This is a genomic window from Amycolatopsis coloradensis, from assembly GCF_001953865.1.
In the GTDB taxonomy this organism is placed as follows: Bacteria; Actinomycetota; Actinomycetes; order Mycobacteriales; family Pseudonocardiaceae; genus Amycolatopsis; species Amycolatopsis coloradensis.
The window spans coordinates 253,720-278,785 of record NZ_MQUQ01000014.1; the positions used below are offsets into that span (position 1 = coordinate 253,720).

24 protein-coding genes are annotated in these 25,066 nt (G+C 70.2%); 17 read left to right on the forward strand and 7 right to left on the reverse strand.

The genetic code is table 11. The annotated features are described in order from the left end of the window. Window positions 1-58: 58 nt before the first annotated feature. The 7 genes from mihF (at window position 59) to BS329_RS25125 (ending at window position 6,190) form a co-directional block, all read left to right on the forward strand. Window positions 59-376, forward strand: a complete 318-nt coding sequence (mihF, locus tag BS329_RS44175; protein WP_003096398.1) for an integration host factor, actinobacterial type — start codon at window positions 59-61, stop codon at window positions 374-376. Then, entirely contained in the window at window positions 373-1,002 is a 630-nt protein-coding gene (gmk, locus tag BS329_RS25105) for a guanylate kinase (RefSeq protein WP_076163702.1), read from the forward strand. The genes mihF and gmk overlap by 4 nt, the downstream gene beginning before the upstream one ends. Before the next feature lie 24 nt (window positions 1,003-1,026). Beyond that, window positions 1,027-1,296 carry a DNA-directed RNA polymerase subunit omega gene (gene rpoZ, locus BS329_RS25110; RefSeq protein WP_005152353.1) on the forward strand — a complete coding sequence of 90 codons (270 nt, stop codon included), beginning with the start codon at window positions 1,027-1,029 and terminating at the stop codon, window positions 1,294-1,296. Window positions 1,297-1,303: 7 nt separating this feature from the next. After that, window positions 1,304-1,468 (forward strand): hypothetical protein, encoded by a 165-nt coding sequence (locus BS329_RS43490; RefSeq protein WP_158075830.1) that lies wholly within the window; start codon window positions 1,304-1,306, stop codon window positions 1,466-1,468. Further along, window positions 1,461-2,681, forward strand: coding sequence for a bifunctional phosphopantothenoylcysteine decarboxylase/phosphopantothenate--cysteine ligase CoaBC (coaBC, locus tag BS329_RS25115; RefSeq protein ID WP_076163703.1), 1,221 nt, complete (start codon window positions 1,461-1,463; stop codon window positions 2,679-2,681). The genes BS329_RS43490 and coaBC overlap by 8 nt, the downstream gene beginning before the upstream one ends. A 94-nt stretch (window positions 2,682-2,775) precedes the next feature. Continuing rightward, complete coding sequence (metK, locus tag BS329_RS25120; protein ID WP_076163704.1) at window positions 2,776-3,978, forward strand: methionine adenosyltransferase; 1,203 nt, start codon at window positions 2,776-2,778, stop codon at window positions 3,976-3,978. A 118-nt stretch (window positions 3,979-4,096) separates the two neighbouring features. Then, entirely contained in the window at window positions 4,097-6,190 is a 2,094-nt protein-coding gene (locus BS329_RS25125; protein WP_076163705.1) for a primosomal protein N', read from the forward strand. Window positions 6,191-6,273: 83 nt separating this feature from the next. On the opposite strand, the gene BS329_RS25130 is transcribed toward BS329_RS25125, so the two are convergent. Then, complete coding sequence (locus BS329_RS25130) at window positions 6,274-7,662, reverse strand: hypothetical protein (RefSeq protein WP_076163706.1); 1,389 nt, start codon at window positions 7,660-7,662, stop codon at window positions 6,274-6,276. A gap of 99 nt (window positions 7,663-7,761) precedes the next feature. Between BS329_RS25130 and ggt the strand changes: the two genes are divergently transcribed. From ggt to BS329_RS25150, 4 genes are all read left to right on the forward strand, one after another. Further along, window positions 7,762-9,573 (forward strand): gamma-glutamyltransferase, encoded by a 1,812-nt coding sequence (ggt, locus tag BS329_RS25135; RefSeq protein WP_076163707.1) that lies wholly within the window; start codon window positions 7,762-7,764, stop codon window positions 9,571-9,573. 244 nt (window positions 9,574-9,817) lie between these two features. Next, window positions 9,818-10,744 carry a methionyl-tRNA formyltransferase gene (gene fmt / locus BS329_RS25140; protein ID WP_076163708.1) on the forward strand — a complete coding sequence of 309 codons (927 nt, stop codon included), beginning with the start codon at window positions 9,818-9,820 and terminating at the stop codon, window positions 10,742-10,744. After that, a complete protein-coding gene (locus tag BS329_RS25145; RefSeq protein WP_143253187.1) occupies window positions 10,741-12,180 on the forward strand; it encodes an RsmB/NOP family class I SAM-dependent RNA methyltransferase in 1,440 nt (479 codons plus the stop codon). Before fmt ends, BS329_RS25145 begins: the two co-directional genes overlap by 4 nt. Next, window positions 12,177-12,677, forward strand: a complete 501-nt coding sequence (locus BS329_RS25150) for a flavoprotein (protein ID WP_076163709.1) — start codon at window positions 12,177-12,179, stop codon at window positions 12,675-12,677. The genes BS329_RS25145 and BS329_RS25150 overlap by 4 nt, the downstream gene beginning before the upstream one ends. Here the strand turns inward: BS329_RS25150 and BS329_RS25155 are convergent. The 4 genes from BS329_RS25155 to BS329_RS25170 form a co-directional block, all read right to left on the reverse strand. Beyond that, window positions 12,674-13,789, reverse strand: a complete 1,116-nt coding sequence (locus tag BS329_RS25155; protein ID WP_076163710.1) for a serine hydrolase domain-containing protein — start codon at window positions 13,787-13,789, stop codon at window positions 12,674-12,676. The genes BS329_RS25150 and BS329_RS25155 overlap by 4 nt on opposite strands. A gap of 78 nt (window positions 13,790-13,867) precedes the next feature. Next, window positions 13,868-15,253, reverse strand: coding sequence for an alkaline phosphatase (gene phoA / locus BS329_RS25160; RefSeq protein ID WP_076163711.1), 1,386 nt, complete (start codon window positions 15,251-15,253; stop codon window positions 13,868-13,870). A 106-nt stretch (window positions 15,254-15,359) separates the two neighbouring features. Beyond that, a complete protein-coding gene (locus tag BS329_RS25165; protein WP_076163712.1) occupies window positions 15,360-16,019 on the reverse strand; it encodes a response regulator transcription factor in 660 nt (219 codons plus the stop codon). Further along, on the reverse strand, window positions 16,016-17,251 hold the full coding sequence (locus tag BS329_RS25170) for a sensor histidine kinase (RefSeq protein WP_076163713.1): 1,236 nt from the start codon (window positions 17,249-17,251) through the stop codon (window positions 16,016-16,018). Before BS329_RS25170 ends, BS329_RS25165 begins: the two co-directional genes overlap by 4 nt. 145 nt (window positions 17,252-17,396) lie before the next feature. Here BS329_RS25170 and rpe point away from each other — a divergent pair, with 145 nt between their 5' ends. From rpe to BS329_RS25195, 5 genes are all read left to right on the forward strand, one after another. Then, window positions 17,397-18,065 carry a ribulose-phosphate 3-epimerase gene (gene rpe, locus BS329_RS25175; protein WP_076163714.1) on the forward strand — a complete coding sequence of 223 codons (669 nt, stop codon included), beginning with the start codon at window positions 17,397-17,399 and terminating at the stop codon, window positions 18,063-18,065. 112 nt (window positions 18,066-18,177) lie between these two features. Further along, complete coding sequence (locus BS329_RS25180) at window positions 18,178-18,801, forward strand: riboflavin synthase (protein WP_076163715.1); 624 nt, start codon at window positions 18,178-18,180, stop codon at window positions 18,799-18,801. 53 nt (window positions 18,802-18,854) lie between these two features. Continuing rightward, a complete protein-coding gene (locus BS329_RS25185; protein ID WP_208619274.1) occupies window positions 18,855-20,129 on the forward strand; it encodes a bifunctional 3,4-dihydroxy-2-butanone-4-phosphate synthase/GTP cyclohydrolase II in 1,275 nt (424 codons plus the stop codon). Then, a complete protein-coding gene (ribH, locus tag BS329_RS25190; RefSeq protein WP_076163717.1) occupies window positions 20,126-20,632 on the forward strand; it encodes a 6,7-dimethyl-8-ribityllumazine synthase in 507 nt (168 codons plus the stop codon). The genes BS329_RS25185 and ribH overlap by 4 nt, the downstream gene beginning before the upstream one ends. Before the next feature lie 17 nt (window positions 20,633-20,649). After that, window positions 20,650-21,093 (forward strand): PH domain-containing protein, encoded by a 444-nt coding sequence (locus tag BS329_RS25195; RefSeq protein WP_076163799.1) that lies wholly within the window; start codon window positions 20,650-20,652, stop codon window positions 21,091-21,093. 141 nt (window positions 21,094-21,234) lie between these two features. On the opposite strand, the gene BS329_RS25200 is transcribed toward BS329_RS25195, so the two are convergent. Beyond that, on the reverse strand, window positions 21,235-22,014 hold the full coding sequence (locus tag BS329_RS25200) for an exodeoxyribonuclease III (RefSeq protein WP_076163718.1): 780 nt from the start codon (window positions 22,012-22,014) through the stop codon (window positions 21,235-21,237). Between the two features lie 94 nt (window positions 22,015-22,108). Beyond that, complete coding sequence (locus tag BS329_RS25205; RefSeq protein ID WP_076163719.1) at window positions 22,109-22,846, reverse strand: S1 family peptidase; 738 nt, start codon at window positions 22,844-22,846, stop codon at window positions 22,109-22,111. A 238-nt stretch (window positions 22,847-23,084) separates the two neighbouring features. Here BS329_RS25205 and uvrC point away from each other — a divergent pair, with 238 nt between their 5' ends. Continuing rightward, window positions 23,085-25,043, forward strand: coding sequence for an excinuclease ABC subunit UvrC (gene uvrC / locus BS329_RS25210; RefSeq protein WP_076163720.1), 1,959 nt, complete (start codon window positions 23,085-23,087; stop codon window positions 25,041-25,043). The last annotated feature ends 23 nt before the right edge of the window (window positions 25,044-25,066 follow it).

Below are 25,066 nucleotides of genomic sequence, written 5' to 3' on the forward strand. Positions count from 1 at the left end.
GTAACGGGTGGGTACCGTCGCCACACCCACCCAGATTTGAGAACTACCGGAGGAAAACGTGGCACTTCCCCAGCTGACAGAGGAACAGCGCGCTGCGGCGCTGGAGAAGGCCGCCGCCGCCCGCCGCATCCGTGCTGAGCTGAAGGAGCGGCTGAAGCGGGGCGGTACCACTCTGGTCGACGTGTTGAAGCAGGCCGAGGAGAACGAAGTCCTCGGCAAGATGAAGGTCTCGGCTCTGCTCGAGGCTCTTCCGGGCGTCGGCAAGGTCCGTGCCCAGCAGACCATGGAACGACTGGAGATCGCACCCAGCCGTCGTCTTCGCGGCCTCGGCGACCGGCAGCGCAAGGCGCTGCTGGCCGAATTCAGCGGCGAGTGAGCGGCACCGGTCAGGACCACCCGGTGATCCCGGGCGCTGACCGCGGCGGTGAGCCGGTGGCGGGATTCAACTCCCGGCACCGGCTCACGGTCGTATCAGGGCCTTCGGGGGTCGGGAAGTCGAGCGTGGCGGGGGAGCTGCGCGAGCTGGATCCGGAGATCTATTTCAGCGTCTCGGTGACCACCAGGAAGCCGAGGCCGGGTGAGGTGGACGGCGAGCACTACCACTTCGTCGACCGCGCCGAGTTCGACCGCATGGTCGCCGCGGGCGAGCTGCTGGAGCACGCCGAGTTCGCCGGCAACTGCTACGGCACCCCGCGCGAACCCGTGGAGCGGGCCTTGGCGGCCGGTCGCAACGCCATACTGGAGATCGAACTCCAGGGCGCGCGGCAGGTCCGCAAGGCGATGCCGGAGGCGCGGCTGGTGATGCTGATGCCGCCGTCGTGGGACGAACTGGTCGGCAGGCTGACCGGCCGCGGCACCGAGAACGAGGCCGCGGTGAAGGCAAGGCTGGCCGAGGCGGAGCGCGAACTCGCCGCCGCCGGGGAGTTCGACGAGCGGGTCGTCAACGCCGACGTGCGAGACGCCGCCGAGCAGTTGCTAAACTTGATAACCGGCGACATCTAAACCCGAAGATTCGGAGCACCACGAGTGACGACTCAGGCCACGCTGCACGAAGAGCTCGAAGGCATCACCAACCCGCCCATCGACGACCTCCTCGAGAAGGTCAGCTCGAAGTACGCGCTGGTGATCTACTCGGCCAAGCGCGCTCGCCAGATCAACGACTACTACGCCCAGCTGGGCGAGGGCCTGCTGGAGTACGTCGGCCCGCTGGTCGAGCCGGGCCCGCGCGAAAAGCCGCTGTCCATCGCCCTGCGCGAGATCCACGGTGGCCTGCTCGAGCACACCGAGGGTGAGTAGTCACTCAATGGCCGCGGCGGCCGTCAAGGCGACCACGGAGCGCGGGCTGGCCGAAGGCCTCCGCTATCGGGATGGCAGGGCGTTGATCAGCGTGAGCGATGCCGGTGGAGTGACATGCTCTGGCAGCCTGATCGCGGTCTCGCGCGAAACCGCCGAGAACACCGTTGAATAAACCCAAAGTCGTTCTGGGCGTAGGTGGCGGCATCGCCGCTTACAAGGCCTGTGAGGTCCTGCGCGGGCTGACCGAATCCGGTCACGACGTCCGCGTGGTCCCCACGGAAGCCGCGCTGAACTTCGTCGGCGCGGCCACCTTCGAGGCACTGTCCGGCCACCCGGTGCACACCGGCGTGTTCACCGAGGTGCCCGAGGTGCAGCACGTCCGCGTCGGCAAGGAAGCCGATCTGGTGATCGTCGTGCCGGCCACGGCGAACCTGCTGGCCAAGGCCGCGCACGGCATCGCGGACGACCTGCTGACGAACACCCTGCTCACCGCCCGGTGCCCGGTCGCCTTCTTCCCGGCGATGCACACCGAGATGTGGGAGCACCCGGCCACCCGCGACAACGTGGCGCTGCTGCGCTCGCGCGGTCTGGTCGTCGCCGAACCCGCCGCGGGCAGGCTCACCGGCGCCGACACCGGCAAGGGACGGCTCGCCGACCCGGCCGAGATCGTCGACCTGGCCAGGCTCCTGCTCGCCGTGCCGAACGCCCTCCCGCGTGACCTCGAAGGCGTGCGCGTGGCGATTTCGGCGGGCGGCACCCGTGAGCCGCTGGACCCGGTCCGCTACCTGGGCAACCGCTCGTCGGGCAAGCAGGGCTACGCGCTGGCTCGCGTCGCCGCCCAGCGTGGCGCCGAGGTCACCCTGGTCGCCGCGCACACCGTCGCGCTGCCGGAGCCGGCCGGCGCGAAGGTCGTCCACGTGTCGACAGCCGAGGAGATGCGCCAGGCGATGCACGCCGAGGCCGCTTCCTCGGACATCCTGGTGATGGCCGCCGCCGTCGCCGACTTCCGGCCGTCGAACCGGGCCGACCACAAGATCAAGAAGTCCGACGACGCGCCGGATCCGGTGGTCGAACTGGCGCGCAACGCCGACATCCTGGCCGAACTGGTGCGGAACCGGACAGCGGGCCAGCTGGTCGTCGGGTTCGCCGCGGAGACCGGGGACGACAAGGGTGGCGTTCTGGACCACGCTCGGGTCAAATTGAAGCGCAAGGGTGCGGACCTTCTGGTGGTGAACGCCGTCGGTGAGGGAAAGGCGTTCGGGACCGAGGACAACTCGGGCTGGCTGCTCGGGGCCGACGGCACCGAGCTCCCGATCCCGCTCGGCGCCAAGGCCGAACTGGCGTCCACACTGTGGGACGCTGTTGTGACCTTGATGAAGCATTGAGAGGCCCTCCACCGATAGTCAGTACGCTTGAGTTCAAGCTGAGGGGTGCCTGACTATCTGGCATCAGACGTCTAGGTGAGGGAGTGACGCCACGGTGACCGCGTCCACGAGCAGACTGTTCACATCGGAATCGGTGACTGAGGGTCATCCCGACAAAATTTGCGATGCCATCAGCGATTCGATCCTGGACGGCCTGCTGGCCAAGGATCCGCGCAGCCGGGTGGCGGTCGAAACCCTCATCACCACCGGGCAGGTGCATGTCGCCGGAGAGGTGACCACCGAGGCCTACGCGGACATCCCGACCATCGTCCGCGACGTGATCCTGAAGATCGGCTACGACTCTTCGGCCAAGGGTTTCGACGGCAACTCCTGCGGCGTCAACGTGGCGATCGGCTCCCAGTCGCCCGACATCGCGCAGGGTGTCGACACCGCGTACGAGTCCCGCGTCGAGTCCGACGAAGACGAGATCAACCGCCAGGGCGCCGGCGACCAGGGCCTGATGTTCGGCTACGCCTGCTCGGACACCCCCGAGCTGATGCCGCTGCCGATCGCGCTGGCGCACCGGCTCTCGCAGCGGCTGACCCGGGTCCGCAAGGACGGCGTGCTGCCGTACCTGCGCCCGGACGGCAAGACCCAGGTCACCATCGAGTACGCCGGTGACCAGCCGGTGCGGCTCGACACGGTGGTCGTGTCCACCCAGCACGCGGACGGCATCGACCTGGAGCAGATGCTCGGCGTCGACGTCCGCGAGCACGTGGTCGCCCCGGAGCTCGCCGACCTCGGTCTCGACACCTCCAACGTGCGGCTGCTGGTGAACCCGACCGGCCGGTTCGTCATCGGCGGCCCGATGGGTGACGCGGGCCTGACCGGCCGCAAGATCATCGTCGACACCTACGGCGGCATGGCCCGTCACGGTGGCGGCGCGTTCTCCGGCAAGGATCCCTCCAAGGTCGACCGTTCGGCCGCGTACGCGATGCGCTGGGTGGCGAAGAACGTCATCGCCGCCGGCCTCGCCTCGCGCGCCGAGGTCCAGGTCGCCTACGCGATCGGCAAGGCGGCCCCGGTGGGTCTCTTCGTCGAGACGTTCGGCACCGAGACGGTCGACCCGTCGAAGATCCAGAACGCCATCACGGAGGTCTTCGACCTGCGTCCGGCGGCGATCATCCGCGACCTCGACCTGCTTCGCCCGATCTACGCGCCGACGGCCGCGTACGGCCACTTCGGCCGTCCCGAGCTGGGCCTCCCGTGGGAGAGCACGGCGCGGGCCGCGGACCTGAAGTCGGCCGCGGGCGCCTGAGGTTCACGCTGCCAAGTGTGTTATGAACGGACCTTTCATAACAAATTCTGTTATGAAAGGTCCGTTCATAACACGGCGGTGAAGAAGAGCGTCGGGCGAGTCTGGTAGAGATCACCGGGTGAGCAGCAGTCCCGAACCGGCCCCGCTGTGGGACCTCCCGGAGCCGCCGAAGGCCGAACAGGCGCGGAAGGCCAAGCCGTCCCGCGCGAAAAGCGCCAGCCGTCGCGGCGCGCAGAACCCCGCGCCCGAGAACCCGGTCGCGCGGATCGTCGTGGACATCCCGCTCACGCATCTCGACCGGACCTTCGACTACCGGATCCCGGAAAAGCTGCACGAGACCGCCGTGCCCGGCTGCCGGGTGCGCGTCCGGTTCGCGGGCCAGCTCGTCGACGGGTATCTCGTCGAGCGGGCCGACACCACGGACTTCACCGGGAAGCTCGCGTACATCGACCGCGTGACGTCCAGTGAGCCGGTGCTGCCCCCGTCGCTGCACACGCTCTGCCGGTCGGTCGCGGACCGGTACGGCGGCACGCTCAGCGACGTCCTGCGGCTGGCCATCCCGTCCCGGCACGCGAAGGTCGAGGGCGAGCCGCCCGCCGAGCCCGCGCCGACGCCGGAAGCGCCCGAAACCACCGCCTGGGAGAAGTACCGGAGCGGGCCGGCGTTCCTGGAGGCCGTCGCGGAGCGGCGTCCGGCCAACGCCGTCTGGCAGGCCCTGCCGGGGGAGGACTGGCCGCGCCGTCTCGCGGAAGCCGCGGCGGTGGCGGCCGCCGCCGGACGTGGCGTCGTGATGGTGGTCCCCGACCATCGCGATCTCACGCGTTTGCACGACGCGTGCGCCGAACTGATGGGCTCCGAGGCCGTGGTCGCCTTGATCGCCGGGCTGGGCCCCGCCGAGCGCTACCGCCGCTGGCTCGCGGTGCTGCGGGGCGCGGTGCGGGTCGTCGTCGGAACGCGCGCGGCGATGTTCGCGCCGGTCGCCGATCCCGGCCTGTTCGTGGTGTGGGACGACGGCGACGACGTCCACCTCGACCAGCACGCGCCGTATCCGCACGTCCGTGACGTGCTGATGGACCGCGCGCACGCCGCGAAAGGGTCCATGCTCGTCGCCGGTTTCGCGCGTACCGCCGAGGCGCAGTTCCTGGTCGAGTCGGGCTGGGCGCAACCGCTGGTGGCGGCCCGTCCCGAACTGCGGGCGGCCGCGCCGCGCGTCACGCCGGTCGGCGAGGACTTCGACGTCGCGCGGGACGAAGCGGCGAAGGCGGCACGGCTCCCGTCGGTCGCCTTCGAGGCGGCGAGGCAGTCGCTGGCGGGCGGATTCCCTGTGCTGGTGCAGGTTCCGCGTCGCGGGTACGTCCCGGGGCTCGCTTGCGGCAATTGCCGGACGTCCGCGCATTGCCGTCGCTGCGCGGGCCCGCTTTCCTTGCCGGGTGGGCTGATCGACGGCGCGCCGAGGCCACCCGCCTGCCGGTGGTGTGGTGTTCCCGAGACGAACTTCCATTGCGCCGCTTGCGGTTCAGTGCGGCTGCGGGCGGTCGTCGTCGGCTCCAAGCGGACCGCGGAAGAACTGGGCCGAGCGTTCACGGGATTCCCGGTGCGGACCTCGGGCGCGTCGGAGGTTTTGGCTTCAGTGCCAGGGAAACCGGCGCTGGTGGTGTGCACGCCGGGAGCCGAGCCGATCGCGGAAGGCGGTTACGGCGCGGCGTTGCTGCTGGACGGCTGGGCGCTGCTGGGGCGACAGGATCTGCGCGCGGGGGAGGAGACCCTGCGCCGCTGGATGGCGGCCGCGGCGCTGGTGCGGCCGGGGACCGAAGGCGGTCGCGTGTTCGTCGGCGCCGAAGCGGGACTCGCGGTCGTGCAGGCGCTGGTGCGGTGGGACCCGGGCTGGCACGCGAGCCAGGAACTGGCCGGGCGGCGCGAACTCGGCTTCCCGCCCGCGATGCGGATGGCGAGCGTCGAAGGCACCCCGGACGCGGTCGCCGGACTGCTCGACGACCTCGCCCTGCCGGAGACCGGCGAGGTGCTGGGACCGGTGCCGCTCGGCGACGTCGACGAGGACGGCAACGCCGAACGCGAGCGCGCCCTGGTGCGCGTCGCCCGCCCGGACGGGAAGGCGCTCGCCGCCGCCGTCCACGCCGCCGCCGCCAAACGGGACGCACGCAAGGCCACCGAGCCCATCCGGATCCAGCTGGACCCCCTGGAACTCATCTAGCGACCTCCCCCACACCGCGTTTCGTCCTCTAGTTGCGGTAGTTCGACGCCGAACTACCGCAACTAGAGGACGAAACGCATGGGTTAGAGCGTCGTGCCGAGGGTGGCGAGGACGTCGGCGCGGGGCGAAGTGCCTGGGGCGGGCGTAGCGGGCTTCGCGGCGGAGCCGCCGAGGGCGGCGGTAAGCAGCGTGACGATCTGCGACGAGATCGCAGCTCGGCGTCCCTCGAAGTCGGTGTCGGTCAGCGCCGAAGGATCGGCGGGCGTGCCGAGGACAGGTGTGTGCAGGTGCCCGCCCGCGATCCCGGTCAGGCCCAGTCCCGTGCGCAGCCGGTTCACGCGATATTGAGACTCGTTCGAGAGATAGTTACCGCCGCCGCCGGAAGCCGCGATCTCGCCGGGTTTCGGCGCGTCCGTCCGGCAAACGGCCGTTCCGGTTCCCGGCCGGTCACTGTCCGGCCACACGCAGAACGCCTGGTTGTACAGGACCTGGTATGCCCCGGCGGGCGCGGCGAGCATCTTTTCGTACGGCAGCGTGGTTTCGATGAACTGGCCGTCCGGCTGCGGCCAGCCGCGCGCGGGCGGGACCTGGCCGCGGACGGACTCGTCGAGGTTGTCCGGCGAACCACCGCGCCAGGCACCGGCCCACCGCTCGATGTCGAACCGGCCGGGACGGCCCTGGCTGATCGTCACGATCAGTTCCGGACGCCGGAGGCGGTCCTTCAGCGCCTGGCCGTAGGCCGCCTCGACGATGCCGGTGTCGAAGTAGCTCCACACCACCGGGAAAGACACGGCCTGCACCAGCGCGGGCCCGGCCGGCGTCTGGATCACCTTGCCGTCCAGGTGCAGCGCGGCCGCGCCCGACGGATTCGCGATGCGGACGCCCGCGCCGTTGAGCGTGAACGGGTCGAACCCGCTCACCATCACCCGGCGCAGCTTGGGGCTGGACGGAAAACGGGAGTCGTCGAGTCCGCGCGCGCCGAAGTCGAACGTCTTCAGCAGCTCTGCGCGGGCAGGCGCGGACAGCGTGAAGCGCGGCGTCCACTGGCGCAGTGCCTTGCTCATCTGCAAACGCGCCCAATACAGCGGGCGGTCGTCGGCCTTGTCGATATCGCCGAGATCGGGACGGCGGCCCTGCGCGCGGTCGACGGCGGTCCGCCAGAGCCCGTCACCGGCGGTCTCCGCGAGCTTCTCCGCGCGCAAAGCGGTCTTCGTCGCGCAGAGCCGCGTCGTGAAGTCGGAGACGAGCTTGTCGAACCCGGCGAGCCGGACGAGTTCCGGGCCGACCGCGGGACCGCCCGACGGCATCGTCGCGGTGAGCCGCTTTTCCTCGACGGTGATCGTCGCGGAGTCGTCAAAGCAGTCACGTACGGTTTCGGCCCGTGCGACGCCGGGGACCGCGAGGACGGGGAGGGCGATGAGCAGCGGGAGGAGCGCGCTCCATCGCCTGCCGGGAGTCTTCATGGACCGCATTCTGCTCATCCCGGCAGGGCCGCACTACCGACCTTCGCAGGTCTGAGCGGGACCTGGCGGGGTCTTGTCCGGGGTGGACAGGCGGGGCAGACTCGCGCCATGGCCGCGCACAGAAGCACTCTGGGACGCATCACCGCAGTCACCGCGATCGCCGCTCTGGTCGGTGCCGCCGCGCCGGGTACCGCCTCAGCGGCTCCACCGACGCCCAAGCCTCCGGTCGCCGTCGGCTATCTGGGCGCCGTCTCGAGTATCGACGTGGACGCGACCGCGATCGGCACGAAGATCCTGCGTGAGGGCGGCAACGCCGTCGACGCGGCCGTCGCGACGGCCGCCGCGCTGGGCGTCACCGACCCGTTTTCCGCCGGTTTCGGCGGTGGCGGCTTCTTCGTCTACTACGACGCGCGCAGCGGCAAGGTGCACACCCTCGACGGCCGCGAGACCGCGCCTTCGAGCGCGGACGAGAACCTGCTCGTCGAGAACGGCAAGGCGATCCCGTTCGCCGAGGCCGTCACCAGCGGGCTCAGCGTCGGCGTCCCCGGCACGCCCGCCACCTGGCAGGAAGCACTCCGCAAGTGGGGGACGAAGTCGCTGGCGAAGGCGGTCAAGCCCGCCGAAGAACTCGCTCGCAAGGGTTTCACCGTCGATCAGACCTTCGCCACCCAGGTCTCCAACAACGCCGCCCGCTTCTCGGCGTTCCCGTCGACCCGGTCGCTGTACCTGCCCGGCGGGGCGCCGCCCGCGGTCGGCACGACGTTCAAGAACCCGGACCTCGCCGGTACGTACGCGCAACTCGCCGCGAAGGGCACCGACGTCCTCTACCGGGGGCCGATCGGCGCGGACGTGGTGAACACCGTGCGGAAGCCGCCGGTCGACCCCGCCTCGACGCTGAACGCGCGACCCGGCGACATGACCGCGGCCGACCTCGCCAAGTACCGCGTGGTGGAGCGGAAGCCGACCAAGACCGAGTACCGCGGCCTCGACGTGTACGGCATGCCCGCGCCGTCGTCCGGTGGGCTGACCGTCGGCGAGGCGCTGAACATCCTCGAGAACAAGAAGCTGAGCAAGCTCGAGAAGGCCGACTACCTGCACTACTTCCTCGAGTCGACCCGATACGCCTTCGCCGACCGCAACCGGTGGATCGGTGACCCCGCCTTCGTCGACGTCCCGGCGAAGGAACTGATCAGCCAGAAGTTCGCCGACAGCCGCGCGTGCCTGATCGATCCCGCGAAGGCCGGGACGAGCCCGGTCGCGCCCGCCGACCCGCGCAAGCCGGTGCCGTGCGCCGCCGGGACGAACTCCGCGCCGACGCCGTACGAGGGCGAGAACACCACCCATCTCACGGTCGCCGACCGGTGGGGCAACGTCGTCGCCTACACGCTGACCATCGAGCAGGAGGGCGGCAGCGGGATCGTCGTGCCGGGCCGCGGGTTCCTGCTCAACAACGAACTGACCGACTTCTCCTTCACCCCGGTGACGCCGGGCGTGCCCGACCCGAACCTGCCAGGCCCGGCCAAGCGGCCGCGTTCGTCGATGGCGCCGACCATCGTGCTCGACCACGGCAAGCCGCTGCTCGCCGTCGGCTCGCCCGGTGGCGCGTCGATCATCACCACGGTGCTGCAGATCCTCACCGGCCGCATCGACCGAGGCCTGAAGCTGGTCGACGCGATCGCCGAACCGCGTGCCTCGCAGCGGAACTCGGCGGCCGCGCAGGTCGAGCAACCGTTCCTCGACCAGACCGAGGTGCTCGCGGCGCTGAAGGCCAAACAGCAGGGCTTCTCGACCGCGCCCGCCGAGATCGGGGCCGCGACCGGGGTCGAACGGCTGCGGGACGGGCGGTGGCTCGCGGCCGCCGAACCGACCCGGCGGGGTGGGGGCTCGGCGGCCGTCGTCCTGCCCTGGCCGCCCAGGTAGGCACCGACGATCGCCGGTGACCGGCAGATGTCTCCTGGGAGCGCGTCAGCGCGACAGGAGACTTCACCGTCGCGCGCCTCTTTTGGCCGAAGGCCATGGCGACATTTTGCAGGGCGCCCTCCACGCCTGCGTGACGTGACGGCGGTGTCGCGCCCTGCGAAAGGTTTCCGTCAGCGCGCGACATAGACTGCAGAGCGATGTTCGCCCAGTCAGAGGTACCCGTCCCCCCGGTGGAGGTGCGTTGATGCGCCTCGTCTTCGCCGGTACCCCCGAACCCGCCGTCCCGTCGCTGCGCGCGCTCCTCGCGTCCGAACGGCACGAGGTCGTCGCCGTCGTGACCCGTCCGGACGCCCAGGCGGGCCGTGGCCGTCGTGTCGTGCGATCCCCGATCGGCGCGCTGGCCGACGAGCACGGGATCGAGGTGCTGACCCCGCCGAAGGCGAGTGACCCCGCGTTCCTCGCCCGGCTCGCGGAGATCGCCCCCGACGCGTGCCCCGTCGTCGCGTACGGGGCGCTGCTGCCCCAGGCCGCGTTGGACATCCCGGAGCACGGCTGGGTCAACCTGCACTTCTCGCTGCTGCCCGCGTGGCGCGGCGCCGCGCCGGTCCAGGCCGCGATCCGCGCCGGGGACGAGATCACCGGCGCCTCGACGTTCCGCATCGTCAAGGAACTCGACGCGGGCCCGGTCTACGGCGTAATCACCGAGCAGATCACCGCCACCGACACCGCCGGGGTACTTCTGGGCAGGCTGTCGGAGTCCGGGGCGAAGCTGCTCGTGTCCACGATGGACGGAATCGCCGACGGCACGCTGCGCGCGGTCGAGCAGGCGAGCGACGGCGTGAGTTACGCGCCCAAGGTGACCGTCGAGGACGCGCGCGTCTCGTTCGCCGACCCGGGCACGGCCGTCGACAGGCAGATCCGCGCGGTCAGCCCGGAACCGGGCGCGTGGGCGGAGTTCCGGGGCGAGCGGCTGAAGCTCGGCCCGGTGACGGTCGTCGACGAGCCGGGGCCCCCGCCGGGCGAACTGGTCGTGGAGCGCAAGCGGGTCCTGGTCGGCACGGCGTCGAAACCGGTGCGGCTGGGCGAAGTGCAGGCGCAGGGGAAGAAGCGGATGGCGGCCACCGACTGGGCGCGCGGTACGAGGATCGAACAAGGAGAGCGCCTGCAGTGAACGAGCGTAGGGAACGCCGGCCATCGAGGCCGGAGCGAGGTCGTCCGGGCCCGCGTAAGGAAGGGCCCAGCCGCCCACCGCAGATCGACCCGGCCCGTCAGGTCGCCTTCGACGTGCTGCGCGCGGTCCGGGAAGACGACGCGTACGCCAACCTGGTGCTGCCGCAGCTGTTGCGCAACCGCCGGATCTCCGGCCGTGACGCGGCGCTGGCCACCGAACTGACCTACGGGACCTGCCGCGCGGTCGGCATGCTGGACGCCGTCATCGAGGCCTGCCTCGTCGACCGTCCGCTGGCCAAGGTCGACGCCGTGGTGCTGGACGGGCTGCGCCTCGGCGCGTACCAGCTGCTGCGCACCCGTATCCCCGAGCACGCCGCCGTCGGGTCCACTGTGGACCTCGTCCGTGCCGAAGTCGGTTCCTGGATCGCGGGTTTCGTCAACGCGGTGCTGCGCTCGGTGTCCGAAAAGGACGAAGAGACCTGGCTGAACGAACTGGCCCCCGACGAGGCCGTCGACCCGATCGGCGCCTACGCGCTGCGGACGGCGCACCCCCGCTGGGTCGCGCGGTCGTTCGCGGAAGCGCTGGGGGACAAGGGACCCGAGCTGAAGGCGGCGCTCGAGGCCGACGACGACCGCCCCGACGTGCACCTGGTCGCCCGTCCCGGCGAGATCAGCGCCGACGAGCTGGCCGCCATCACCGGTGGCGACGAGGCCCCGTATTCGCCTTACGGCGTCCGGATGCCCGCGGGCTCCGGCGACCCCGGCGACATCGAGCCGATCAAGGAAAAGCTGGCCGCCGTGCAGGACGAGGGCAGCCAGCTGTGCGCCGTCGCCGTCACCAAGGTCCCGCTCACCGGCTCCGACGAGCGCTGGCTTGACCTGTGCGCCGGCCCGGGTGGCAAGGCCGCGCTGCTGGGCGCGCTCGCGGCGATCAGCGGCGCCACGGTGGACGCAGTCGAGAAGGCGCCGCACCGCGCGAAGCTGATCGAGAACGCCGTCCAGGGGCTTCCGGTGACCATCCACGTCGCCGACGGCCGCGAGACCGGCCTCGAACCGGGCTACGACCGAGTCCTGGTCGACGCGCCGTGCAGCGGCCTCGGCTCGCTGCGGCGGCGGCCGGAAGCGCGCTGGCGCCGTCAGCCCAGTGACATCTCGGACCTGACGAAGCTGCAGGGCCAGCTCATCGTCGCGGCGCTGGACCTGGTCCGCCCCGGTGGCATCGTGACCTACGTCGTCTGCTCGCCGCATCTGGCCGAGACCGAAGGCGTCGTGGGGGAGACCGCGCGCCGCGCCGGCGCCGAGATCGTCGACGCTCGCGAGTTCTTCCCCGGCGTCCCGCAGCTCGGCGACGGCCCGTACGTCCAGCTGTGGCCGCACCGCCACGGTACGGACGCGATGTTCTGCGCCGTCCTGCGGAAGCCGGATTCCGCGGGGTGAGCGGGGTTCTCGGCCTGGTCGCGAGCTCGTGCGGCGGACTGGACACCCGGTTCGCCGCGCAGCTCGCGGGACCGGCCGCCGACCGCGGCTGGGAACTCGCGATCACGCTGACCCCGACCGCGGCCCGCTGGCTGGAGAAGACCGGCGGGCTCGGTGACCTGGAGAAGGTCACCAAGCTGCCGGTCCGCAGTACCTCCCGGCTGCCGGGCGAACCCCGCCCGCATCCGGATCCGACGGTGTTCCTGTTCGCGCCGGCGTCCGCGAACTCCGTGGCGAAACTCGCGCTGGGCATCGCCGACAACCAGGCGCTGACCCTGCTCGGCGACGTTCTCGGCACGCCGGGCATCACGATCGTGCTCGGCTACCAGATCCAGGACACGCGGGTGCATCATCCGGCGTGGCGGCGCCATCTCGACACGCTGGCCGCCGCCGGTGTCACCACCGCGAGGCTCACTCCGGACGCGTCCTGGACCTCCGTGCTGGACCTGCTCCCTTAGCGAGCGCAGAACGCCGTGTCCAGCGCCTTGGCGAGATGCGCGGACGCTCCTTCGGGCAGCGGGTCCAGGTTGGCGACGACGTTCACCCGCCTGCCGTGCGGGACGGCGCCCGAAAGGTTCGCGAAGCCGACGATGTTCCCGCCGTGGCCCCAGAAGGTCCCGCCGCAGGACAACGGCACAGACGCGATCCCGAGTCCGTACGCGGCACCGGGGATGCCCAGGTCGGCGGGCACCGTCCGCTGTAGCTCCGCGTGCTGGGCACGCGGCAGGAGGCGGCCGTCGGTGAGCGCGCCGTAGAAGCGGTTCAGGTCCTCGGCGGTCGAAATGATCCCACCGGAAGCCCCGGCCGCAGACGGATCGAACTCGGTGAAGTCGACGAGGCCCGGCGCGTAGCCCCGGGGGTGCGGGGCGGGAATGCTTTCGTCGCCGCGCTGCGGCAGGTAGGTGTCGCGCAGGTCGAGCGGTTTGGCGATCCTGCTTCGGATCTCCGCGGAGACGGAGCGGCCGGTGAGCTTTTCGATGAGCATCCCGGCGATGATGTAGTTCGTGTTGGAGTACGACCATTTCGTGCCGGGCGCGGACAACGGCGGATGCGCGAGGCCGATCGCCACCAGTTCTCCCGGCTCGGCGCCACGGTGCCGCCACTCCTCGATGTCGAGGTCGCGCACGTAGTCGTAGAGCCCGCTGGTGTGCTGGAGCAGCTGCCGGACGGTGATCTTGGTGCCGTCGTTGCCGTTCCCGCGCACGAGACCGGGCAGATACCGGTCGATCGGCGTGTCCAGCCGGACCTTTCCTTCGGCCACCAGTTGCAGCACCACCACGGCGACGAACGTCTTGGTGACACTGGCCGCCCGGAAGTTCGAGCCGCGCGGGAACGGTGTCCGGGTTTCGATGTTCCCGACGCCTTCGCGTTCCGACCAAGTCCGCCCGGACGCGCTCGTCACCGTCGCCTGCGCGCCGGGGACTCCGTCCCGCACCAGCGTTTTCAGTGCCTTGTCGACTTCGTCGTGTGGCTTGGTCACGGCGAGCGCCGGTGCGGCGGTGGTGGTGGCCAGCAACGCGATCAGCGAGCCGATGGCGACGATCTTCTTACCTGGCAAGGTTTTCCGCATGATGCAAAGTTAGGGAGGCCGCGATCGGGCGGCCATGGGGCAGGCCCCCACCCCTCAACGGGGGCCTGCCCCACCTCGTCAGCGCAGGCGCAGAGCGCGCTTCAAGGTGCCGAAGAGGTCGGTCTGGTTGGTCAGCCCGACGACGTTCGCCGCCTGCGGTCCGTAGCCGGCGACGCGGATCTGCGTGCCGGTGTGGTCCTGCGACGAACCGGGCATCCCGGTGCCGTAGTTGATGGTCATGTTCGCGCCCTCGTTGGTGACCAGCGTCGCGGTCTGACCGGGGCTGGCCGTGCCGTTGCCGATGATCTGGCTGGTGTGGCCGTGGTCGCCGGTGACGATCACCAGGGTGTCGGGGTTGCTCCGGGCGTAGGCGAGCCCGGCCGCGACGGCCTGGTCGAAGTCGATCGTCTCACCGATCTGGCCGCACGGGTCGGCGGCGTGGTCCTGCTTGTCGATGCTCGCGCCCTCGACCTGGAGGAAGAAACCCTTGTCCTTGCGGCGGTCGTCGAGCAGCGAGATCGCCTTGCGGGTCTGGTCGGCCAGCTTCGGCTGGGTCTTGGGCAGGCCCGCGTTCGGCGTGCAGCGGCTCGGCGGGGTGCCGCCGAGCTTCGCGGCCGGACCGGTCCAGTTGACCGGCAGGTTGCCGGGCGCGAAGAGGCCGAGCAACGGCCGGCCTGGTTTGGCCGCGGCGAGGTCGGCCGCGGTGTTCACCACCTGGTAGCCCGCCGACTTCGCCTGATCCAGCACGGTCTTTCCGGCGAACTTCCCGGCCTTGACCTTCTGGTCGAAGTACTTCGCGCCGCCACCGAGCAGGACGTCCGGCTTGGTCTGGACCAGCTGCTCGGCGATGGAACCGGCGCCGCCGTTCTCCTTGGCGTTGACCGCGCACTTCTTGCTGGTCTCGTCGGGGCCCTTGCAGTCGCGGTTGACGACGTGCGAGCCGAGCACCGCGGGGGTGGCGTCCTGGACCTCGGCCGTGGTGACGTCACCGGTGCGCAGACCCGAACGCTTGGCGATTTCGAGGATCGACGGGACGGCGTTGCCGTACGGGTCGACGGAGATCGCGCCGTTGTAGGTCTTCACGCCGGTGGCCCACCCGGTGCCGGAGGCGGCGGAGTCGGTCACGTAGTCGGGTTTCGAAGGGTTGTTCTTCTCGACCGCGTACGTCGTGTAGTCACCGGTGAGCGGCAGTTCGTCCATCGCGAGCCGTCCGGCCGCGCCGCGTTCGTAGTTCCGTGCCGAGGTGATCTCGGACTGGCCCATACCGTCGCCGATGAACAGGATGACGTTGCGGGCGCCGCCGCCCTTGATCGCGGCGCGTACGTCCTGCGTGCGGTCGCCCTGGGCGGCCGCGAGACGGGCGTCGTCGCCGGCGGCGAGCGCCGCGGGCGCCAGCGCGATCAGCGTGACGCCCAGCGCCCCGCCTGCGAGCCATTTGCGCCGTCCGGTGAACAGCGAAGCCATCGAAAACTCCTTGGGATTACTGGGGAACAGGGCAGTCCCATTAGTCACCGCGCATGTGTGCGGCCGGGGTTTTCCGGATGAACGCGAGCGGAACAACGGCCGTCCGCTAACGCAGGCTGTGGCCTGGTGCGACGATCCCGGTCTCGTAAGCGAAGACCACCGCCTGGCTGCGGTTGGCCGCGCCCAGTTTCCCGAAGATGTTGCCCACATGGGTTTTGACGGTTTCGAGACTGATGACCAGATCGGCCGCTATGTCCACATTGGACATCCCGGTGGCGATGAGCCGCAGTACCTCGGTCTCCCGTTTGGTCAGCGACGACGGCCGGGGCGCGAGTCCCGACGCCGCCGGGCGCGCGGTGACCATCCGCCGGATGGCGTCCGGGAAGAGCAGCGTCTCCCCGGCGGCGATGGTCCGGATGGCGTGCGCGAACTCCTCCTTGCGCGCCCGCTTCAGCAGGAACCCGCTCGCACCGGCCAGCAGCGCGTCGTAGACGTAGTCGTCGTTGTCGAACGTCGTGATCACGAGCACCTTCGGCGGGTCGAAATCTTCAGCCAGCACCCGCCGGGTCGCTTCGATCCCGTCCACGCCGGGCATCCGGACGTCCATCAGGACCACATCGGGACGCGTCCGCCGGACCAGGTCCACCACCTCGCCGCCGTCGCCGGCCTCGCCGACCACGGTCAGATCGGGCTGGTTTTCCAGCAGCGAGCGCAATCCGGCGCGCAGCAACGGTTCGTCGTCGACGATCAGGACACGCAGTGTCATGCGTGCGACCGTAGCGGGATCGTGGTCACCAGCCGCCACAGCGGTTCCCCGTCGATGGCGGGCCCGGCGACGAGTTCGCCACGCAGCGCCTCGACGCGTTCGGTCAGCCCTGGCAACCCGTTGCCGCCGCGATCCGACGTGGCGGCCATCTCCATGAGCGGGTTCACGATCTCGATCCGCAACGCGTCCGCCAGCACCGCGACCCGTACGGTCACCGGCCCGGGATGCGCGTGCCGCAACGCGTTCGTCAGTCCTTCTTGGACGATCCGGTACGCCTCCCGCGAAAGGGTCGCGGGCAGTTCGGCGGCCGGGCCGGTCAGCTCGTAGTCGATCACCGCCCCGCCGGAACGCGCCCGTTCGGCCAGCGTCGCGGCCTCGATGAGACGTCGTTCGGGCTCGCGGGACGACCGGTCCTCGCGCAGCAGGCCGAGGACGTGGTCGAGGTCTTCGAGTGCCGCCCGGGACGATTCCTCGATGGTGCCCAGCGCCTTGCGCACCAGCCGCGGTTCGGAATCGACCAGTTCGGCGGCCGCGGCGGCCTGGATGGTCGACGTCGTCAGCGTGTGCCCGATGGAGTCGTGCAGTTCGCGGGCCAGCCGGTTGCGCTGCTCGAAGTGGTTCGCCCGGACCTCGGCCGCGGCGACCCGTTCGGCGGCCGACGGCCCCAGCAACGCGACCGCGCAGTACTGGAAGAGCCTGGTGAAACCGATGAGGACGTACGCGATGACGACGAGGGTGACCAGCGCGAGCGGCAGCGTCCACAGCCCGCCGGTGCCGGGTTCGACCGTCACCGGTTCCCCGAAGACCTGGATCGGGCTGCCGCCGCCTCCCGTCCACACCGCGGCGAACACGAAGCCGAGCATCAGGAAGGAGCCGAGGCCGAACAGCGCCCAGCCGAGCACGGTGTGCGCGAGCAGCCAGGCGGCCGAGCGCCAGCGCTCGGCCCAGGCGACCTTCGTGTTCGGCGGGGGCTGCGCGATCCGGGTGCCCAGCATCTGGTTGGCGAACCAGACGCCGACCCGTCGCATCGGCCCCGGCAAGCCCGCCAGCGCGACCAGCAGGCCCATGGCGAGCATGCCGTAGACCATCTTCACCCTCACGTCGCCCGGGATGAGGACGGCGGGGATGAGCGCGATCGGGAACGGGATCGCCGTGATCGCCATGCCGAGCAGCCCGAACGGCACACTCCGATAGCTGCCGATCCGCACCAGGGGTTTCAAGGGGTTGACCATGACGGGAACGCTATTCGGCGCCGCGTGCGCGCACCTCCCACTGCGGTGCCATTTCCCGTCATCCTCAAGAGCGGGACGCCGGTCACAGCCGGTTAGCGGGTGTCAGCGGCGTCCTCCTACACTCGGGCGCGTGGCTCACCGACCTTTGATCGCACCCAGCATCCTCTCCGCGGACTTCGCCCGGCTCGGCGACGAGATCCGCGCCGTCGCGGGCGAGGGGGACACTCGCGCGGACTGGGTCCACGTCGACGTCATGGACGCGCACTTCGTGCCGAACCTGACCCTCGGCCTGCCCGTCGTGCAGTCGCTGATCAAGGCCACCGACGTTCCGATCGACTGCCACCTGATGATCGAGAACCCCGACAAGTGGGCAATCGGGTACGCCGAAGCGGGCGCTTACAACGTCACCGTGCACGTCGAGGCGGCGCACGACCCTGTCGCGCTGGCGAAGAACCTCCGTGCCGCCGGGGCGAAGGCCGGTCTGTCGATCAAGCCGAACACCCCGATCGAAGACCACCTCGACACCCTCAAGCACTACGACACGCTGCTGGTGATGTCGGTCGAGCCCGGCTTCGGCGGCCAGTCGTTCATCGAGGGTGTCCTCGACAAGGTGCGCACCGCCCGGCGCCTGGTCGACACCGGTCACCTCAAGCTCGTCGTCGAGATCGACGGCGGGATCAACGCCGACACCATCGAGCGGGCCGCCGAGGCCGGTGTGGACTGTTTCGTCGCCGGTTCCGCCGTCTACGGCGCCGAAGACCCTGGTAAGGCGGTCGCGGCGCTGCGCGAGCAGGCGGCCCGCATCCGCGGCTGATCCCGGCTTCTGGGCCGCCATCGGGTCAGGAGAAGGAATCGGTGCCGGTGGGTGTTGGATGAGGGGAGCACCGTTTCCAGCGACGGTGCGACCGATGAGGAGGGCAGCAGGAGTGTTCACCGGCATTGTCGAGGAACTCGGCGAGGTCACCGCGGTCGAGCAGGTCCCGAACGCCGCGCGGCTGACCGTGCGGGGGCCCCTGGTGACCAGCGACGCGAGCCACGGTGACTCCATCGCGGTGAGTGGCGTGTGCCTCACCGTGGTCGCGGTGGCGGGCGGTGAGTTTACCGTCGATGTCGTGCACGAAACCCTGCAGCGCTCCAGCCTCGCGAAGGTGAACGTCGGCGACGTCGTCAACCTGGAACGCGCGACGCCGGCGGGCGGCAGGCTCGGCGGGCACATCATGCAGGGGCATGTGGACGGCACCGGCGTCTTCCTCAAGCGGGACGAGCAGGGCCTGACCACGTTCGCCCTGCCGGGGAAACTGGCCAGGTACGTGGTCGAGAAGGGGTCGATCGCGGTCGACGGCATCTCCCTCACGGTCGCTTCGGTGACCGACGAGGAGTTCGCCGTCGCCTTGATCCCGACCACTCTCGAACTGACCACCCTCGGCCGAAACCAGCCGGGTGACCTGGTGAATCTCGAGGTCGACGTGGTCGCCAAGTACGTCGAGAAGCTGGCCATGCCGCATCTGCGCACGCAGGGGGACAATGGCGGTACGGAGGAGCGGGCGTGAGTGAGACGAGTGCGATTCCGGGGTCGGCGGGTCTGACCCCCTGTGGAGGCGGGGTGGCCGTGAACGCCGAAGCCATCGAGGCGGCGATCGCCGACATCAAGGCGGGCCGTCCGGTCGTCGTGGTGGACGACGAGGACCGCGAGAACGAGGGCGACCTGATCTTCGCGGCGGAGAAGGCCACGCCCGAACTGATGGCCTTCATGGTGCGCTACACCTCGGGGTACGTCTGCGTGGCGCTGACCGAGGCCGAGGCGGACCGGCTCGATCTGCCGCCGATGTACCACACGAACCAGGACCAGCGCGGTACCGCGTACAGCGTCACGGTCGACGCCGCCGAGGGCATCACCACCGGCATCTCCGCGGCCGACCGGTCGCACACCGTCCGCCTGCTCGCCGACCCGGCGTCCACGGCGTCGGACTTCCGGCGGCCCGGCCACGTGGTCCCGCTGCGCGCCAAGCAGGGCGGTGTCCTGCGGCGCCCCGGGCACACCGAAGCCTCCGTCGACCTGGCCCGCCTCGCCGGTCTTTCGCCGTCCGGTGTGCTCTGCGAGATCGTGTCGCAGAAGGACGAGGGTGACATGGCCCGCCGCGACGAACTCGAGGTCTTCGCCGCGGACCACGACCTCAAGATGATCACCATCGCCGACCTGATCGCGTACCGGCGCCGCACCGAGAAGCAGGTCGAGCGGGTCGCCGAGGCCCGTATCCCGCTTTCGGCCGGCACGTTCCGCGCGGTCGGCTACGACAGCCTCCTCGACGGCATCGAGCACATCGCGTTCGTCTACGGCGAGATCGGCGACGGCGAGGACATCCTGGTGCGCGTGCACTCGGAATGCCTCACCGGCGACGTCTTCGGCTCGCTGCGCTGCGACTGCGGCCCGCAGCTGGAGGCGGCGCTCGAAGCCGTCGCCAAGGAAGGCCGCGGCGTCGTGCTCTACATCCGCGGTCACGAGGGCCGGGGCATCGGGCTGCTGCACAAACTGCAGGCCTACCAGCTGCAGGACGCGGGCGCGGACACCGTCGACGCGAACCTGCAACTCGGCGTCCCCGCCGACGCGCGTGACTACGGCACCGGCGCGCAGATCCTGTGCGACCTCGGGGTCCGCTCGATGCGGCTGCTGACGAACAACCCGGCCAAGCGCGTCGGGCTGGAGGGCTACGGCCTGCGCGTCACCGGCCGGGTGTCGCTGCCGATCTCGCCGAACCCGGAGAACCTGCGCTACCTCAAGACCAAACGGGACCGGATGGGGCACGATTTGTCCCAGCTTGAGCATTTCGACCAGGTCGGCGCCGAAGTCGACCAGGGCAACGGAGGTGGCACGCGGTGAGCGGCGAGGGCCGTCCGGACGTCGAACTCGACCTGTCCGACTGTAAGAACATCCGGCTCGGGATCGTGGCCACGCGCTGGCACACGAAGATCACGAGCGCCCTGCTGGAACGCGCCCTCGCGGCGGCCAAGGTGGCCGACCTGGAGGAGGAGCCGACGGTCGTACGCGTCGCGGGCGCCGTCGAACTGCCCGTCGCCGCGCAGGCACTGGCCCGCACGCACGACGCGGTCGTCGCGCTGGGCGTGGTCATCCGGGGCGGGACCCCGCACTTCGAGTATGTCTGCGACGCGGTCACCGCGGGCCTGACCAGGGTGGCGCTCGACGAGAGCACCCCGGTCGGCAACGGTGTGCTCACCTGCGACACCGAGCAGCAGGCCCTCGACCGGTCCGGCTTGCCGGGCTCCGTCGAGGACAAGGGCTACGAAGCGACCGTCGCCGCGCTGGACGCCGCGCACGCGCTGCGAAACCTTCGCCAGCCGTGGACCGAGCGGGGTTTCGTGTGAGCGTCGAGGCGGATGTGATGACAGGGTCCGAGGTCATGGTGGTGCGGCCTCGCCGTGCCTTGGTGATGTGCTCCGTGCTGGCGGTGTTCCTGCTGGCGACGTTCGTGGTCGTCGCGGTGCTGTTGCGCGGCTCGGACACCGGCGTGATCTTCCAGCCGTCCGACCAAGCGGCGATGATCGGCATCGGGGTCCTGCTCGCGGCGGGCACGATGCTGTTCGCGACCGCGCGTCTGAAGGCCGACGCCGACGGCATCGAGGTCCGAAACGTGCTGATGACGAAGAAGTTCGCGTGGAGCGAGGTGCTTTCGGTGAGCTTCCCCGACGGCGCTTCGTGGGCGCGGCTGGAACTGCCGGACGACGAGTACTACTCGGTCATGGCCGTGCAGGCCGTGGACCGGGAACGTGCGGTGGACGCGGTGCGGGCGCTGCGGCGGCTGCACAAGGCCGCCTGGAACGGCTGACGCCTTTGCCGCCTTCATAGCGTTCGGGACCTTTCAAGCCAACAGATCCGAAGTACGTGAAGGACCCCTTCACTGCGCTAGACGCAGTGAAGGGGTCCTTCACGTACTTCAGTTGACGGACGGCACCCCGCGCCGCATCGCTCAAAGCTCGAAGTCCACCACGACCGGCGCGTGGTCCGAGGAGCCCTTCCCCTTCCGCGCGTCACGGTCCACATAGGAGTCCGTCACGCCATCCGCGACACGGGCGTCGGCGTACACGAGGTCGATCCGCATTCCCTTGTTGTTCGGGAAGTTCCCGGCCCGGTAGTCCCAGTAGGTGAACGGGTGGCCGTACTTCAACGGCCGCGGGAACACGTCGGACAACCCGAGATCCCGCAGGGCCGCGAGCGCCTTTCGCTCCGGTTCGGTCACGTGTGTCGATTCGGCGAACACGCCGATGTCCCAGACGTCCGCGTCGGTCGGCGCGATGTTGAAGTCGCCGAGCACCGCGAACGGCAAGCCGCGCGCCTGCTCCTCGCGCACCGTCGCCTCCAGTGCCGAGAGCCAGGCGAGTTTGTAGTTGTAGTGCGGGTTCTCCAGGTCCCGCCCATTGGGCACGTACACCGACCACAGCCGCACGCCGCCGCAGGTGGCGCCGATGGCCCGCGCGTCGGTCTTGTCCTCGAAGGTGGGCTCGCCGGTCAGCCCGCGCGTCACGTCCTCCAGCCCGACGCGGGACACGATGGCGACGCCGTTCCAGCGCCCGATGCCGTACGCGGCCGTCTCGTAGCCCGCCTCCCGCACGGCGTCGAACGGGAACGCCTCCGTACCGCATTTGAGTTCTTGCAGGCACAGCACATCCGGCCGCACCGAGCCGAGCCAGTCCACCACCCTCGGCAGCCGGGGCCCGATCGAGTTCACGTTCCAGGTCGCGATCCGCATGCCCGCGAGCGTCCCACACCCCACCGACAGGCTGACGCGAAAGGGCCCCTCCGAGACGGGTCGCGTCTCGGAGGGGCCCCACCGGGGTGTGAGGTCAGACCCCGGTGGTCGTGCGGATCCAGGAGCGCGCCGAAGCGACGCTGCCGTAGTTGTTGGTGCCGCGGACGTTCGAGCCGCTCTGGTTCTGCACGGTCGAGGCGACGCCGACCTGGACGCCGTTGGAGACCTGGGGGCCGCCCGAGTCGCCCTTCCACGCCGAACCGTTGATGCCGACGCTCTGGATGGCCGGGCCGCCGTAGGCGTCGCGCGAGGTGCCGCTGACGCGGACGTTGGCCACCTTCAGCGCCGAGGCGGGCGGACCGGTCGGGGTCTCGCGGCCCCAGCCGTACAGCTGGTTGGTGGACCCGACCGACGGGTTCGAGCCGGCCAGGGCGATCGGCGTGACGCCGGCGTCGGAGGCCAGGTGCAGCAGCGAGATGTCGGAGCCCGCCGGCGAGGACACCTTGCGGTCGACGGCGATCACGCGGCCACTCTGCAGCTGGTTGCTGCCGACGCGGACCCGCATGCCGCTGCCGTCGGAGTCGAGGCAGTGCTTGGCGGTCAGCACCCAGCGCTGCGCGATGACGCTGCCGGAGCAGTTGAACCCGTCCCACTGGCGGCCGGGGGTGTTGACGTAGACCTGGGCGCCCCAGCTCACGGTGGGGGCGGTGCCGCCGCCCACGATGTTCGGCTGGACGCCGGTGGGGGTGCCCGCGGAGGCGGCCGCTCCGGCGGTCATGGTGAGGGCTGCGGCGGCGAGGGTGGCGGCGCCCAGCGTGCGAAGACGGCTCACGGTGCAGGAGTCCTTTCGAGCGTCATCTGACGAAGAACCGAGTGAAAGGGAACTGGGACGGAAAGTAATCACCCGATTCACCCGCTAGGAACCAACGAACGTCGGGTCCGGCCGAATATCCGACTTAGGTCGGTATACGTAGTGAAATACGGACCGCATCGTGGTGGTCGTCACCCGGACGAGTGCTAGAGCATGGGGGCCCGTAAGACTGTCGGTGGTGCCCCATAGGCTTGGCGGTGTGGCTGACCCGACCACCTACCGTCCCTCGCCGGGGAGCATCCCGGACGCCCCTGGCGTGTACAAATTTCGTGACGCCACGAAGAGGGTCATCTACGTCGGCAAGGCGAAAAGCCTCCGCGGCCGGCTGAACTCGTACTTCGCCGACATCACCGGCTTGCACCCGCGCACCCGCCAGATGGTGACGACGGCGGCGAGCGTCGAGTGGACCGTCGTGGGCACCGAGGTCGAGGCGCTCCAGCTCGAGTACAACTGGATCAAGGAGTTCGACCCCCGGTTCAACGTCCGCTACCGCGACGACAAGAGCTACCCGGTCCTCGCCGTCACGATGAATGAGGAGTTCCCGCGCCTGCACGTCTACCGCGGCGCGCGCAAGAAGGGCGTGCGGTACTTCGGGCCGTACGCGCACGCTTGGGCCATCCGCGAGACGCTCGATCTGCTGCTGCGGGTCTTCCCGGCGCGCACCTGCACGGCCGGGGTCTTCAAACGGCACGGCCAGATCGGCAGGCCCTGCCTGCTCGGCTACATCGGCAAATGCTCCGCGCCGTGCGTCGGCAAGGTCTCCGCCGACGAGCACCGCGCGATCGTCGAGGACTTCTGTGACTTCCTCGCCGGCCGCACCGACGCGCTGATCCGCCGTCTCGAACAGGAAATGGCGGCCGCGTCCGACGAGCTGGAGTTCGAGCGCGCGGCCCGGTTGCGTGACGACCTCGGCGCGCTCCGGCGCGCGATGGAGAAGCAGGCGGTGGTGCTCGGCGACGGTACGGACGCCGACGTCGTCGCCTTCGCCCACGACGAACTCGAAGCCGCGGTCCAGGTCTTCCACGTGCGCGGCGGCCGGGTCCGCGGCCAGCGCGGGTGGGTGATCGACAAGGCCGAGGAGATGGACGTCAAGGACCTCGTCGACCACTTCCTCACGCAGTTCTACGGCGAAGAGGCCGAACGCGCGGACGACCCCGACCTCGGGTCGCCGGTGCCGCGTGAGGTGCTCGTGCCCGAACTGCCCGCCGACGCCGAGGCGGTGGGCGAGTGGCTTTCCGGGCTGCGCGGGTCGAGGGTGAGCCTGCGGGTGCCGCAGCGCGGCGACAAACGCGCGCTCGCGGAGACGGTGACACGTAACGCAGGCGAGGCCTTCACCCAGCACAAACTGCGCCGTGCCGGTGATCTCACCGCGCGGTCGGCGGCGTTGGCCGAACTACAGGACTACCTGGCGCTGGAGACCGCGCCGCTGCGCATCGAATGCGTCGACATCAGCCATATCCAGGGCAGTGACGTGGTCGCGTCGCTCGTGGTGTTCGAGGACGGCGTCCCGCGCAAGTCCGAGTATCGGCGATTCGCGCTGCGCGAGGCCGCGGAGGAAGGCGACGTCGCGTCGATCGCCGAGGTCGTCCGCCGCCGTTTTTCCCGCTACCTCAAGGAAACGGCCGAAGACGCACCGGTCGACCCGGACCGCCCCGGCATCGACCCGGAGACCGGCAAGCCACGCAAGTTCGCCTACGCGCCGAACCTGCTCGTCGTCGACGGCGCGGGCCCGCAGGCCACCGCGGCCGCGGACGTGCTCTCGGAACTCGGCTTCACCGACCTGGTCGTGGTCGGCCTGGCGAAGCGGCTGGAGGAGGTGTGGCTGCCGGGCGATCCCGATCCGGTGATCCTGCCGCGCACCTCCGACGCGTTGTATCTGCTCCAGCGGCTGCGCGACGAGGCGCACCGGTTCGCCATCCGGTACCACCGGGAGAAGCGCTCCAAGCGGATGCAGGTGTCCGCATTGGACGGTGTGCCCGGGCTGGGGCAGGCTCGGCGTACCGCGCTGATCAAGCATTTCGGCTCGGTGCGGAAACTCCGCGAAGCAAGGATCGAGGAGATCGAGGCGGTGCCCGGCTTCGGCAGGCGCACCGCGGAGGCGGTCGTCGCGGCGCTCGCAGGGGAGCAGCCACAGACGGCGGGGGAGTCCAGTACGTGATCGGGGAAAGGACCATCGTGAGT

What these genes read in the sequence shown, in the direction of transcription:
- BS329_RS25200 (WP_076163718.1), bottom strand. Translation starts at nt 22,014, where the DNA reads ATGCGGATCGCGACCTGGAACGTGAACTCGATCGGGCCCCGGCTGCCG.
- BS329_RS25170 (WP_076163713.1), bottom strand. Translation starts at nt 17,251, where the DNA reads ATGGTCAACCCCTTGAAACCCCTGGTGCGGATCGGCAGCTATCGGAGT.
- BS329_RS43490 (WP_158075830.1), top strand. Translation starts at nt 1,304, where the DNA reads ATGGCCGCGGCGGCCGTCAAGGCGACCACGGAGCGCGGGCTGGCCGAA.
- BS329_RS25155 (WP_076163710.1), bottom strand. Translation starts at nt 13,789, where the DNA reads ATGCGGAAAACCTTGCCAGGTAAGAAGATCGTCGCCATCGGCTCGCTG.
- fmt (WP_076163708.1), top strand. Translation starts at nt 9,818, where the DNA reads ATGCGCCTCGTCTTCGCCGGTACCCCCGAACCCGCCGTCCCGTCGCTG.
- BS329_RS25195 (WP_076163799.1), top strand. Translation starts at nt 20,650, where the DNA reads ATGACAGGGTCCGAGGTCATGGTGGTGCGGCCTCGCCGTGCCTTGGTG.
- phoA (WP_076163711.1), bottom strand. Translation starts at nt 15,253, where the DNA reads ATGGCTTCGCTGTTCACCGGACGGCGCAAATGGCTCGCAGGCGGGGCG.
- ggt (WP_076163707.1), top strand. Translation starts at nt 7,762, where the DNA reads ATGGCCGCGCACAGAAGCACTCTGGGACGCATCACCGCAGTCACCGCG.
- BS329_RS25130 (WP_076163706.1), bottom strand. Translation starts at nt 7,662, where the DNA reads ATGCGGTCCATGAAGACTCCCGGCAGGCGATGGAGCGCGCTCCTCCCG.
- BS329_RS25165 (WP_076163712.1), bottom strand. Translation starts at nt 16,019, where the DNA reads ATGACACTGCGTGTCCTGATCGTCGACGACGAACCGTTGCTGCGCGCC.